General features: G+C 54.4%; 11 protein-coding genes. 1 reads left to right on the forward strand and 10 read right to left on the reverse strand.

Annotated elements, in window-relative coordinates; translation table 11 throughout:
• Positions 1–120 precede the first annotated feature (120 nt).
• From C7459_RS21770 to C7459_RS21805, 8 genes are all read right to left on the reverse strand, one after another.
• Positions 121–1092 (reverse strand): metal ABC transporter substrate-binding protein, encoded by a 972-nt coding sequence (locus tag C7459_RS21770; protein ID WP_109691381.1) that lies wholly within the window; start codon positions 1090–1092, stop codon positions 121–123.
• Between the two features lie 192 nt (positions 1093–1284).
• Positions 1285–1746 carry a BsuPI-related putative proteinase inhibitor gene (locus C7459_RS21775; protein WP_109691382.1) on the reverse strand — a complete coding sequence of 154 codons (462 nt, stop codon included), beginning with the start codon at positions 1744–1746 and terminating at the stop codon, positions 1285–1287.
• Positions 1747–1955: 209 nt separating this feature from the next.
• Positions 1956–3332 carry an argininosuccinate lyase gene (gene argH, locus C7459_RS21780; protein ID WP_109691383.1) on the reverse strand — a complete coding sequence of 459 codons (1377 nt, stop codon included), beginning with the start codon at positions 3330–3332 and terminating at the stop codon, positions 1956–1958.
• Between the two features lie 12 nt (positions 3333–3344).
• Positions 3345–4586: an argininosuccinate synthase gene (locus C7459_RS21785; RefSeq protein WP_109691384.1), complete on the reverse strand. Its 1242-nt coding sequence runs from the start codon at positions 4584–4586 to the stop codon at positions 3345–3347.
• Between the two features lie 108 nt (positions 4587–4694).
• Positions 4695–5660, reverse strand: a complete 966-nt coding sequence (gene argF, locus C7459_RS21790; protein ID WP_109691385.1) for an ornithine carbamoyltransferase — start codon at positions 5658–5660, stop codon at positions 4695–4697.
• Between the two features lie 45 nt (positions 5661–5705).
• Positions 5706–8984, reverse strand: a complete 3279-nt coding sequence (gene carB, locus C7459_RS21795) for a carbamoyl-phosphate synthase large subunit (protein ID WP_109691386.1) — start codon at positions 8982–8984, stop codon at positions 5706–5708.
• Positions 8968–10059 (reverse strand): carbamoyl phosphate synthase small subunit, encoded by a 1092-nt coding sequence (locus tag C7459_RS21800; RefSeq protein WP_109691387.1) that lies wholly within the window; start codon positions 10057–10059, stop codon positions 8968–8970. Before C7459_RS21800 ends, carB begins: the two co-directional genes overlap by 17 nt.
• Positions 10060–10402: 343 nt before the next feature.
• Positions 10403–10627, reverse strand: coding sequence for a hypothetical protein (locus C7459_RS21805; RefSeq protein WP_109691388.1), 225 nt, complete (start codon positions 10625–10627; stop codon positions 10403–10405).
• A 213-nt stretch (positions 10628–10840) separates the two neighbouring features.
• Between C7459_RS21805 and C7459_RS21810 the strand changes: the two genes are divergently transcribed.
• Positions 10841–11050, forward strand: a complete 210-nt coding sequence (locus C7459_RS21810) for a hypothetical protein (protein ID WP_109691389.1) — start codon at positions 10841–10843, stop codon at positions 11048–11050.
• Between the two features lie 183 nt (positions 11051–11233).
• On the opposite strand, the gene C7459_RS21815 is transcribed toward C7459_RS21810, so the two are convergent.
• Positions 11234–12586, reverse strand: coding sequence for a copper amine oxidase N-terminal domain-containing protein (locus tag C7459_RS21815; protein WP_170119609.1), 1353 nt, complete (start codon positions 12584–12586; stop codon positions 11234–11236).
• A 142-nt stretch (positions 12587–12728) separates the two neighbouring features.
• Positions 12729–12947: a membrane protein insertion efficiency factor YidD gene (gene yidD, locus C7459_RS24220; protein ID WP_109691391.1), complete on the reverse strand. Its 219-nt coding sequence runs from the start codon at positions 12945–12947 to the stop codon at positions 12729–12731.
• Positions 12948–13175: the final 228 nt, after the last annotated feature.

Below are 13175 nucleotides of genomic sequence, written 5' to 3' on the forward strand. Positions count from 1 at the left end.
TATGTCTTTCGAATGTTTCCCATAAATGAAAAACCCCCTTCAAATAGATAGTAGGGGGCTTTCTTCCTACTGTCTACTTGAAGGGGATCATATCAAGCGGCAGGTGTGCTTTTTTGTAAATTAGTCTTTGTTGAGGCCAAGTTCGAGTTGCTTGAGGTTTTCCCGCATGACTTCGAGGTATGTTTTGTAAGCCGCCGGGTCTTGGGCACCTTCGTATGGGTTGATGATCAAGCTACGGTAGCCAAACTCCGCGAGGAATTCCTGCACGCGCGGTGCTGCTTCTTCTTCGAAGAACGCGACTTTGAAGTCGTGCTTGGCGAGGTCAGCCTTGAGTGCGTCCGCTTTCGGTTGATCGTCCCACGGAATCTTGTTCGAGTTAAACGTGGTCGGAACGTAGTACGTGAGTCCGTAGCGCTTGGCCATGTATTGGTACGCCGGGTAGGGCGAAACGAGTTCCTTGTGCTTCACTTTGGAGAGCGTGTCTTGGTAGGACTTGTCGAGTTCGTCGAGTTGCTTTTTGAAGTCCTCGGCGTTTTTCTTGAAGTCGTCCTTGAACTTCGGTGCTTTTTTCTCCAGAGCGGCTTCGATCGCGTCCACTTCAATTTTGGCATTGACGGGGTCGAGGTAGTAGTACGGGTCTTGGCGTTCCTTGTTTTTCTCCTCATCAGAGACGTCCGGGTTGTTCAGGCGTTGCAGTTTGTACTTGGGCTCGATCCCTTGGGAAGCGTCAACGATCAGCAGTTTTTTGTTCTTGATCTTCATCTCTGCTTCGGTTTGGCTCCACCAGCGATCTTCAACGTGTACGCCGTTGCGGATGTAGATGTCAGCACTTTCCAAGTTCTTTTGATCTGCCAAGGTCGGGGCCCACTGCCAAACGTTCGTATCAAATGGCAACCAAGTCACGACATCGACATGGTCCTTGCCGATCTGTTTGACAAAGTCGGTTTCTGCCGCCAACGTGGTGTACACCTTGAGCTTGTCCCCCTTGGAGACGGTCTCTGTGCTTTCCGAGCATCCAGCGATCATCGTTGCCGTCAAGGCCAAACCGAGGCCCAAGGTGGTATAAGTGAATTTGTTCAGCCAACGTTTCATACTGTGTATGACCTCCCTCGTTACGACTCTTGTCTCTGTTAGAAAATTCGTTCTCTTGTAGTGTATATAAAAAATAGCTTGCAGTCCATAAGCAATTTTTAACGAGCGATGACAATTGTGTGTCCGTAACGTTTCCGATTACGGCACTTACCGCCACTAGAAAAAGACCCTGATGGTTGGCTCATGATCTTGCTAGTTGACTTCAAAAGGGAGATCGACCTTCATGTGTTCCTCGCGTTTGCCGCGCTGAAAAATCGCCTGTACGGTGTGCGACCCGGTGCTAGCGGATGGTTCTGGGTGGAGCGTGACGGCTAGTGCGATCGTCTCCTGCGGCTTGAGCGCCTTGTCCACGATCACCGAGGCGCAGAAATCGGACTCGCCCGGTTTTTTGACCCGTTTGTAGCCGGTGCTGTGTACGTTGAGACCTGGGTCACAGGAGTTGTAGCCAGTGTAGGCGATCGGAGTCTGGCCTTCGTTGGTGGCTTCGACGTGAACCACGACATCGTCCGTAGGGGCGTAGGTAGACTTGTCGAGGGTCACGCTGAGTTTGACCCCGTTTTGCTCCTGCACGAGGTTGTGCGTGGGGTCAGAGGCATGTCCCTTTTCAGAGCAACCGGGGAGGAGGAGCGCGAAGGTGAGGACGAGTTGTTTCATAGAGTAGACCTCCTGTCATGCACAGCAAAAAAGTCACGTTATCTAGGCGTGACTTTTCATTTCCTATCATGCGCTGCATGGAAAAAATGATTCGCGTGTGGTCGGACATCCGTGATTTCGTGTAATCCTTGGGATTCAGCCGGTCATCCACCTCGACAGGACGAACATTGAAGTAAAAAAAGTCACGCCCCCCGGCGTGACTTTTTTCCTTACTTCGTTCCTAACCACTCCCGCACATGGGCGAGTTGGATCTTCACACTCTCCGTACCTGTCCCGCCCTTGGAATTGCGGGCGTTGACGACGTTGCGGATGTCGAGCGCGGCGAACAGGTCCGCTTCGAACAACTCGGAGGCTGCTTGGTATTGCTCCAGCGTCAGATCCAAGAGATAGCACCCTTGCTCGATACACTGCAGCACCAATTTCCCGATCACCTCATGCGCGTTGCGGAACGGCAAGCCCTTGCGCACCAGATAGTCCGCGAGGTCTGTCGCATTGGAGAAGTCGGCTTTGACCGCTCGTTCGACGTTCGCCCGGCGCACTTGCAGGGTTTCGATCATGCCGGCAAACAGCACCAGACCCGTTTTCAACGTGTCCACGGTGTCGAACATGCCTTCCTTGTCCTCTTGCAAATCTTTGTTGTACGCCAACGGCAAGCCTTTGAGCACCGTCAGCAACCCGATCAGATTCCCATACACCCGCCCCGTCTTGCCGCGCACCAGTTCCGCGACGTCGGGGTTTTTCTTTTGCGGCATGATGCTGGAGCCGGTGCAGTACGCGTCATCCAACTCGATGAAGCTGAACTCCGTCGACGACCACAGCACCAACTCTTCACAGAATCTCGACAGGTGCATCATCAGAATCGAGGACGCCGCCAAAAACTCCAAAATGAAATCGCGGTCGCTCACCGCGTCCATCGAGTTCTCGTACAGACGCGAGAATCCGAGTTCCTGTGCCACCAGATCGCGGTCGATCGGGAACGTCGTCCCCGCCAACGCACCCGACCCCAGCGGCATCATGTCGATCCGCTTGTAGGCGTCCTCATACCGCTCGATGTCGCGGCGGAACATGCCGACATACGCCAGCAAGTGATGCGCCAACAACACCGGCTGTGCCCGCTGCAGATGTGTGTAGCCTGGGATGATCACATCCAGATACTCCTCTGCTTTGTCGGTCAACACTTCGACCAGACGGTAGAGGACACCAACGATCTCTTCAACTTCTTCCTTTAAATAGAGGTGCATATCGAGCGCCACTTGGTCGTTGCGGGAACGCCCGGTGTGCAACTTCCCTCCGACCGGCCCGATCAGATCGATCAGGTGCTTTTCGACGTTCATGTGAACGTCCTCGTGCGCGATGGAAAACTGAAGCTCACCTTGCTCCAGTTTTTTCTGCACCTGCAGGAGACCTGCCGCAATCGTCTCGGCATCGGCCTGCGGGATGATCCCGCAGGCGCCGAGCATCTGGACATGGGCGAGCGATCCGCGAATGTCCTGTGCGGCGAGGCGTTGGTCGAAGGGAATCGATGCGGTGTAGAGTTCGACCAGTTCGTTCGTCGGTTTCGTAAAGCGTCCGCCCCAGAGTTTCATCAGGTCCGCCCCCTACTTCACGTCAACCGGGATCGGCTTCGGAGCCTCCTCCGTCGGCACGGTCGCCGCTTGCACTTTCGCATAGACCTTGGTCGGCAAGCCCCACAGCTTGATGAAGCCCTTCGCCGCGTTGTGGTCGAACGCATCCTCCGGGGAGTAGGTCGCCAAGTCGAGGTCGTACAGGGATTGTTCCGACTTGCGGCCGACCGGCTGGTACGTGCCTTTGTGCAGTTTCACGCGGACGACGCCGGTGACGGTCGCTTGGGTTTCTTCAATAAATGCATCGACCGCTTTCTTCAACGGCGAGAACCAGAGGCCGTTGTAGACCAGCTCGGTGTATTTCAGTTCGAGTTGCGGCTTGAAGTGGAACACTTCGCGCGGCAGGGTGATCGTCTCCAACTCACGGTGTGCGGTGATCAGCACGAGCGCAGCCGGCGCTTCGTAGACTTCGCGGGACTTGATCCCGATCAGGCGGTTCTCGACGTGGTCGATCCGGCCCACACCGTGTGCCCCGGCGATTTTGTTCAGTTGCTCGATCAGATCGACGAGGCCAAGCGTAGCACCGTTCAGGGAAACAGGCACGCCTTTTTCAAAACCGATCTCGACATACTCCGGCTCGTTCGGTGCGTCGGAGATGTTCACCGTCCACTCAAATGCCGCTTCCGGGGCTTCTGCCCACGGATCTTCGAGCACGCCGCACTCGCAGGAACGACCCCAGAGGTTGACGTCTGTGGAGAAGGGGTTTTCCAACGTGATCGGAATCGGGATGTTGTTCTGCTTCGCGTATTCGATCTCTTCGTCACGGCTCCAGCCCCACTCACGAACCGGTGCAACGATCTCCAGATCCGGGTTCAGCGCCGTGACCGAGACGTCGAAGCGCACTTGGTCGTTGCCTTTGCCGGTGCAACCGTGCGCGACAGCAGCCGCACCCTCTTGCTCCGCAACTTGCACGAGCAATTGCGAGATCAGCGGGCGGGACAGCGCTGCGGAGAGCGGGTACTTGTGTTCGTAGAGCGCGTTGGCTTTCAAGGACGGCAGGATGAATTCCTTCGCATAGAGGTCACGCGCATCGACCATGTACGACTTGGTCGCGCCGACTTGCAGGGCTTTGTTTTTGATAAATTCAAGGTCTTTGCCTTCGCCGACGTCGGCCGACAGCGCGATGACCTCATAACCTTGCTCTTTTAACCACGGAATTGCAACGGATGTATCCAGACCGCCCGAATAAGCGAGCACCAATTTTTTGTTCGACATGTATAGTTCTCCTCTCAACTCAAAAGGTTGGGTTGTATATAAGTTTCATCAATGAGAATAATTATGCATCACTATGCAAAAAAAATCTAGTGGTTTGTGGAGAATTTTTTAGGCCATCGTTGCGACGAGGATCGCTTTTTGCACATGCAGGCGGTTTTCTGCTTCGTCAAAGACCACAGAGTTCGGCCCGTCGATGACGTCAGACGTCACTTCCTCGCCACGGTGTGCCGGCAGACAGTGCATGAACAGGTAGTCAGGTTTCGCATGTTTCACCAGCTCCGCATTGACTTGGTAGGCGGTGAATTTGTCGAGGCGTTCCTGTTGCTCCGACTCTTGGCCCATCGAAGCCCAGACGTCGGTGTAGATCATGTCGGTATTGGTGACCGCGACAACCGGGTCATGGGTCAGCACGATCTCTGTGCCGTGCAGTTTGGCGTAACCTTGTGCTTGCTCGACCACCGCAGGGTCACACTCGTAGCCTGCTGGTGTCGCGATGTGCAGGTTCAGTCCGAACTTCGGCGCGGCCACCAACCAAGAGTTCGCCATGTTGTTGCCATCTCCAATGTAGGTGACGGTGAGCCCTTTGAGCGTGCCTTTTTTCTCCCAGAGCGTCAGGATGTCCGCGAGAACTTGGCACGGGTGGTGCAGATCGGTCAGGCCGTTGATCACCGGAACGGTTGCATAGCGTGCCAGTTCGATGACGTTCGCGTGGCCAAAGGTGCGGATCATCAGGCCGTCCACATAGCGGGACAGCACGCGTGCCGTGTCTGGAATCGGTTCGCCACGGCCGATTTGGGTGTCGCTGCCGGAGAGGAACAGCGCGTGACCGCCGAGCTGGAACATCGCGACTTCAAAGGAAACGCGAGTCCGCGTGGACGCTTTTTCAAAAATCATGCCGAGCGTCTTGCCTGCGAGCGGGCGGAAGGGTGTGCCTTTTTGGTGTTTGTCTTTCAGGTCGATGGCGAGCGCGAGCAGATCCTGCAGATCGAGCGCCGAATGGTCCGCGAAGTCGAGGAAGTCGTGACCTTGCCAGTTTTTCAAGTTCCAGGATTGCGTCAATGGGATGGTAGCCATATGGGAAAGCCTCCTTAGGGGGGGTTGGCGTTGGGGTGATGCTTTCTAGGCGTGCATGAGGTGCGGTTTATCGGTCGAGCCCGATTCCAGCGACGCAAGCCATGCGGCGGCGGTGTCGAGCGAAGTTAAGCACGGGATGCGCATCTCCACCGTAAAGCGGCGGAGGTTGTAGCCGAGGCGCGATGGATCGTGTGCGAGCGTCGGCAAGTTCAGGACGAGTTGGATGGTCCCGGACTTCAGCAAGTCTTGGACAGCTTCGGCGTCACGGGCGACGGCTGTGCAGGGCACGCCGTTTTTTTCCAACCAGTCTGCGGTGGACGGTGTCGCGTGGAAAGCGAGACCAAGTGCGGCGAAACGCGCCAAGAGCGGCAGCGATTCCGGCTTGAGACGGTCGCAGATCGAGAGGAAGATCGCATTTTTGGACGCCGCTTGCACATCAGGGAGTGCGATGCCAGCGCCGACAAACGCTTTGGCCAGCGCTTCGGCAAATGTCGCGCCAACGCCGAGCACTTCACCTGTCGACTTCATCTCCGGTCCGAGCGGGATGTCGAGGCCGGTAATTTTTCCGAAGGAGAACACCGGGGCTTTGACGACCACGTAGTCCTTCGCCGGGAACAGGCCCGTGCCGTAGCCGCAGTCGGTGAGTTTGTGCCCACATTGGACCCGCACGGCGAGGTCGACGAGCGGAACGCCGGTGACTTTGGAGATGATCGGCACCGTTCGCGACGCACGCGGATTCACTTCGAGGACGAAAATTTCGCCGCTGACGATCACGAACTGGATGTTGATCAACCCGACGACCGGAAGTTGCTTGGCGATCTGTTCGGTGTAGACGACCAGCGTGTCGATCTCCTGCTGCGTCAAACCTTGTGGCGGATAGACCGCCATCGAATCGCCAGAGTGGACGCCGGCGCGTTCGATGTGTTCAAAAATCCCTGGAATCAGGACATGCTCCCCGTCACACACCGCGTCAACTTCTACCTCGCGCCCGGCGAGATACTGATCGATCAGGATCGGGCCTCGTGAAACGTCTGCGGCATGTTCCATGTAATGGGCAAGTTCGGAATCGCTGTAGACGACCGCCATCGCCCGCCCGCCGATCACATAGGAAGGTCGGACGACGACCGGATAGCCGATCGAGTTCGCAACGGTGAGTGCTCCCGCTGTTTCCAACGCAGTGCCGCCCTCCGATTGCGGGATGTTCAAGTCTTGCAAAAATGTCCGAAACCGCTCGCGGTCTTCGGCCATGTCAATGGAGTTGGTGGTGGTGCCGGCAATTTTCACGCCGCGCTGTTGCAGTTTCTCCGCGAGGTTGATCGCCGTCTGCCCGCCGAATTGCACAAACGTCTGGTCGATGCCTTCGAGGTCGACCACTTCCAGCACATCCTCGACCGTCAATGGTTCAAAGTAGAGGCGGTCAGCGGTATCAAAATCGGTGGAGACCGTCTCCGGGTTGTTGTTGAGAATCACCGTCTCATAGCCTAAGCGTTCAAGCGCCCAGACGGCGTGAACGGAGCAATAATCAAATTCGATGCCTTGCCCGATGCGGATCGGGCCGGAGCCGAGGACGAGTGCTTTTTGGCGGCCTTCTGACGGGACGAGTTCGCCTGCGCCGTGATAGGTCGAGAAAAAGTACGGGGTCGTCGACTCAAACTCTGCCGCACAGGTGTCGACCAGCGTGTACGCCGGACGGATGCCGTGCGCATGACGCAGGGCGCGAATTGTATCGGCATCTGTACCCAGCAGGGCGGCGATGCGCGTGTCGGCAAAGCCGAGGCGTTTGAGGTGTGCGAGGTGGTCGGAGCTGATCAGAGCGCTGGAGCCTCCAGCCGGTGCGGATTGCTCTGCCGAAGTTGTTTGCGATGACACGCTGCTCACGAGCGTTTTTTCCTGCACGAGCGCCTCTAGCGCTTTTTCCTCCGCTACGAGGTCTTGCAGTTTATAGAGGAACCACTCATCGACCTGCGTCCATGCGTGCAAGTCGGTCAGCGCATACCCGCGGCGGAAGGCTTCCGCGAGCACGAAGATCCGGCGGTCGTCAGGGTCTCCACAGAGATACGTGGTCACTTGCTCCTCGTTCCACGAATTCACTTCTGCCAGATACAACCCATCGACGCCGATCTCCAGCGAGCGCAGCGCTTTTTGCAAGCCCTCTTCAAAGGAACGCCCCAGCGCCATCACTTCACCGGTCGCTTTCATCTGCGTCCCCAATGCGCGGTTGGCTTGCGGGAACTTGTCAAACGGCCAGCGCGGGACTTTGACGACGATGTAGTCGAGCGCCGGTTCGAACGCGGCGAACGTCTTGCCTGTGACGGGATTCACAATCTCGTCCAGATGCAGGCCCACGGCGATCTTGGCCGCGATCTTGGCGATCGGGTAGCCGGTCGCTTTTGACGCCAGCGCCGAGGAGCGCGACACGCGAGGGTTCACTTCGATCACGCAGTAATTCATGCTGTGCGGGTCGAGCGCGAACTGCACGTTGCAGCCACCCTCAATTTTCAATGCCCGGATGATGCGCACCGCCGCCGTCCGCAACATCTGGTACTCGCGGTCGGTCAAGGTCTGCGAAGGCGCGACGACGATCGAATCGCCCGTATGCACGCCGACCGGATCAAAGTTCTCCATGTTGCAGATCGTGATACAGGTGTCGTTGGCATCGCGCATCACTTCATACTCGATTTCCTTCCATCCGCGGATGCTGCGCTCGATCAGGACCTGCCCGATCGGAGATTGCTTCAACCCGCGTGTTAGAATCGACTGCATCTCTTCCATCGTCGACGCGATGCCGCCACCCGTGCCCCCTAGCGTATAGGCCGGACGGATGATCACCGGGAGTCCAATCTCTTCTACAAATGCCACGCCCTCCGCCATCGTGTGTACGATCGCACTCTCCGGGATCGGCTGGTGCAGTTCTTCCATCAGGTCTTTAAAAAGCTGGCGATCCTCTGCCCGCTGGATCGACGAGAGCGGCGTTCCGAGCAGTTGCACGCCGTAGGTTTCCAATACGCCCGCTTCTGCCAATTCCACCGCCAGATTCAACGCGGTCTGCCCTCCGAGCGTTGCCAACAACCCCGCCGGGCGTTCCATTCGGATGATCTCGGTCAGCGTTGCGACGTTCAGCGGTTCAATGTAAACTTTGTCGGCAACGCCTTGGTCGGTCATGATCGTCGCCGGGTTGGAGTTGACCAACACGACGCCATAGCCCTCCTCGCGGAGTGCTTTGCAAGCTTGCGTGCCTGCATAGTCAAATTCGGCGGCCTGCCCGATCACGATCGGCCCGGAGCCGATGACGAGCAGGAGTGCGCCCTTAGGTAGCGTAGGCAAGGCTCTGTCCCTTCCTTTCAAGCATCAGTGCTGTGAATTGTTCAAAAAGCGCACGGGCGTCCTCCGGCCCCGGTGCCGCTTCTGGGTGGTACTGGACGGAGAAAACGGGCAGTGCGCGGTGGCGTACCCCTTCTACGGTGCCATCGTTGACATTGACATGCGTCACTTGCAAAACGCTCGGCAAACTCGCGTCATCCACCGTGTAGCCGTGGTTCTGCGAGGTGATGTGGACGCGACCTGTCAGCAGGTCTTTGACCGGGTGGTTCGAGCCGCGATGTCCGAATTTCAATTTATGTGTCTGCGCCCCATAAGCGAGCGCGATCAGTTGATGACCCAAGCAGATGCCGAAAACGGGGAATTCCTGTGCGAGCTCGCGGATCACGGGAAGCAGGTCACGGTTTTCCTGCGGGTCGCCCGGTCCGTTCGAGAGCATGATTCCGTCCGGTTGTAGGGCGCGGATGATCTCGACCGATGTCGTCGCCGGCACCACGGTCACGCGGCATCCATGTGCCGCCAACGAGTTGGCGATGTTCGCTTTGGCCCCAAAGTCGAGCAGCACGACGTGATGATCCCCGGTCGCTGTATGTTGGTAGATCCCCGTAGTTGTGACTTTTTTCACGAGATCGCGCGGAAGGTCGGGGAAGGCGAGCGTTCCTTGCAACAGTTCCGCTTCGGTGGCGCGGATGATATATCCCTTCAAACTGCCATGCTGGCGGATCATGCGGACCAAGGAGCGCGTATCGACGCCGGTCAGCCCGACGATCCCTTGTTCCTCCAGATAGCTGTGCAGTGTTTTTTCCTGTTGATCATGGCTGGGCTTCGTGCAGGCTTGCGACGTTACGAATCCGGTCAACCACGGGCGCTTCGCTTCAAAGTCCGTACCGTTGATGCCATAGTTGCCAATCAACGGGTAGGTCATCACGACGATCTGGTTGGCGTACGATGGGTCGGTCAGGATCTCCTGATACCCCGTCATGCCTGTGTGGAACACCACTTCTCCATAGCCTTGTTGTACTGCGCCGATCATCTCACCGCTGAATGTATGTCCGTTCTCCAAAATGAGATACCCTTTCAACTTTCATCCCTCCTGCCGAGCAGCGTTGTCGTAGCTGCTTTTAACATATGGGTTATTATACGTCTGTATGCATAAGTATTCAAGTCCGAATTTCGCGGATCGGTGGTGTATTTTTTGCCCAGTCGGAAAAGCACCCCGAGCGCACTCCCCACATATCGTAAGGTAAACCCTCCCCCCACAGGAAACGAGGAGCCGCACTTCTGCCGGAGAGAGAAAAAAAGCGAGGTGGCCGTGAACCACCGGCAGAGAGAGCGATCACATAGATCGTCCCGGCTGCAGACGGGACACCGCATGACAAAAAAGGGACGGACGCTGACTTGTGCAGCTCCGTCCCCTTTTTTCGTTACCAGAAAAACCCCGCGCCCCCGTAGCCTCCGCCGAACAACGGCCCGACCGAGCCCCAGACGGTGTAAAACACATATCCGATGAAGGCCAACACCAGAAACGCGATCGCCCAGCCGGAAAAGCGAAACCCCGATGCAAAGCCCGCACCTGGGATCGCCGGAAACCCGGTTCTAGCCCCAATCCCTGCGCCAACGCCCGGAAATCCTGCATGCGTCACTGCCATGCGCACTTCCTCCTCCCTGCCCTGACTCCTGTACCACATCCTATTCAAAGCGCTGGCGTTCGGTACAGGCGGGTACCCAGTTCCGTTTGATAAACGATTCTCGTGATTACGTAAGTAAAAATCACAGACTGCACAGGCAGGAATTGATTTCACAATAGGAGAATATGATTATCCAATAGGATAATTTCAAGATAGGTAGAGGAGGTCACCGCCGTGCAAGACGTTGATCGGTATCTGGACGAATTGGACCAAGACCCGGAGATTCACGCGATCAAGGCGCAACTCACAGTTCTCGAATCCCAACTCCGGCCTCTCGTGTCGGAGGAGGCGTGGATGCTCTTCCTCAAGTGGGAAAGCCTCTGGGCGGAGTTGGCCGTGCTGTACGTCACCCGTCTGTATCCACAGAGCGATTTCAACGCTTGAGTTTCTATAGGAAAAGCCGTACTCGCGGAGGAGTACGGCTTTTTTGGTGGGGGGTGGTACTTCAAATTTGGGATGTGTTGAACTTCGGATCACTTTTGCCCCTTCGTTGAGTGGAGGAGTGGTGTATTTTTTTTAAAAACTCGCCTAACAAAAACGCCCTGGTTTTCATCCAGAGCATTTACCCTATTTCCCATCAACAGTAAATCCAGTTATTTTCCATGTCGAGCCAAGTCGAAGAGTAATTTGAAGATCATGATTCTGATATTTGTACGAATACACTACCTCTTCTGGATCCTCTTTTACAGTTTCCAGATTCATAACACCGGTCGAGTCCTTTAAGTATGAAAGTGTAGATTCGTGCTCAACATAGGATTTCTTTGCCTCTTGAGTCCAGTTGTTCGGGTATTCTTTGATGGCCGATGAAGTCATCAGTTCCTTGATTTCTATAATCGACGAATAGGCTTGAAAAATCTTGGATTCTTTTGTCCAGTCAAACTGAAATACGCCGTTTTGATGCTCGTCGGTCATCGTCATTTGTTGTATTGAAGGATCGTACTCGAATAGTTTATTGATTGAGCTGTCATCTTTCGCATCAGGAGTACCTAAGTCCCACTTATACGTCCGACTGCTTGTAGAGATGTTGAGTTTACCATCCCGTAACCAATAATGAACCCCGTTGCTACCTGCATACTCTAGTAGTCTCGAAGGACTGCCATTTGATCCCCCATACAACTCGAGTTGACTTGTGTGTGCGCCTGATATTCCGCTCAGAAGTAAAAGGTTCTGATTGCCTTGTTTGACGACATTTGTTGAGTTGATGGAATCAATTTGTGTATGTAGATTTGTTTCCCTTGACGCGCCATCGATAAGGTAAGCAGATGTGGGCATTGTGTACCCATCATTGAGTGTCGTTACCGCCAAATAGTTGACATTGCCGAGTGACACGCTTTGGACTGCACCGATATACGTATCTGCATGATTTCGTACAAAATTCTTGAGCAACCTGTTTTCTGCACCTTTTGCCCATGAGATAACTACACTGCTTGTATTAGGCATCCATTGGACATTCGCATTTAGATTTTCGGCTACAAACCGTACTGGGACGTACACATGATCGTTGTACATAAGTGCACGATACTCACTATCAAGCAGCTTTTCGTTCCCATCAAAAAGGAAGTGAATGGGAGTCGTTTGCACTTCTACAGAATCATCATTTGTTCTGATTGAATTCCATCTGCTCCAATCTGTCGGGATCGCTACCCCGTCTCCACTCTTGAAGATGACAGTATGCGTATCATCGTTCCACTCAACCTGATGCCCCATTTGTTCGGCAACAAAACGTGCTGGCACATACAGATGATTTTGATATTGAAGAGATACGTAACCAGCATCAAGAAAACCGTATTGCCCATTGAAGTAGAAAGAGTTAGTTTGATATGTTGCTGTCACAGGAGCAGCCTGTGCAGAGACGGGGAGAGAAGACAGTACGGCCCCCATCAGTAATACCGATCCAAGAGCAGTAACCTGATTTTTCACAAAATACACCATCCTTATAATCATTCAAAAGTACAGACAAGGTATATTTTATCATTATTATACTTTTTTACCATGTACAAATTTGTTGCCTCGCGATAATCACAGCAAAAAGAAAGGAATGTCCCATTGGAACATTCCTTTCTTAAGGATAATCAATATAAGGTCGGTCAGAAAGCGGATGACAGCCCCTAATTCGATTGATTGTTTTTTTTGTTGCTACAAAAATAGTATATTTCTGATAGGCTAATACCCCATAATTCGAACAAGAAGGGTAATGCAGACATTTCGGTTTTCTCTTTTTGTAAACTATTTGGTATGTCCTGATCAACAAGATCGGCACCTTATTGAACAAGTGCTTCACTACCCTTGAGTAATCTCAGAGTACACCCTGATGATTTCATGACATTTCTGCTTTGTAGGAACCGGAATAGATACGTTTCCTCCGGACGTACCAATTTGTAAGAAAAACATTTTAGTGGTACTGCAACCTCCACTGTTACCGACGATGCTAAATGACCAAAAGCTGACGCTATTGCCTGTCCAAAGGTTGACGGATATAATGACCATCGTACATATCCTAGAAAAGGAA

Origin of the sequence: Tumebacillus permanentifrigoris, assembly GCF_003148565.1 — a bacterium.
Classification (GTDB): Bacteria; Bacillota; Bacilli; order Tumebacillales; family Tumebacillaceae; genus Tumebacillus; species Tumebacillus permanentifrigoris.

Bases quoted from the DNA above. Each gene is read 5' to 3' on its own strand.
- C7459_RS21770 (WP_109691381.1), bottom strand. From the start codon at position 1,092: ATGAAACGTTGGCTGAACAAATTCACTTATACCACCTTGGGCCTCGGT.
- C7459_RS21775 (WP_109691382.1), bottom strand. From the start codon at position 1,746: ATGAAACAACTCGTCCTCACCTTCGCGCTCCTCCTCCCCGGTTGCTCT.
- argF (WP_109691385.1), bottom strand. From the start codon at position 5,660: ATGGCTACCATCCCATTGACGCAATCCTGGAACTTGAAAAACTGGCAA.
- C7459_RS21805 (WP_109691388.1), bottom strand. From the start codon at position 10,627: ATGGCAGTGACGCATGCAGGATTTCCGGGCGTTGGCGCAGGGATTGGG.
- C7459_RS21785 (WP_109691384.1), bottom strand. From the start codon at position 4,586: ATGTCGAACAAAAAATTGGTGCTCGCTTATTCGGGCGGTCTGGATACA.
- argH (WP_109691383.1), bottom strand. From the start codon at position 3,332: ATGAAACTCTGGGGCGGACGCTTTACGAAACCGACGAACGAACTGGTC.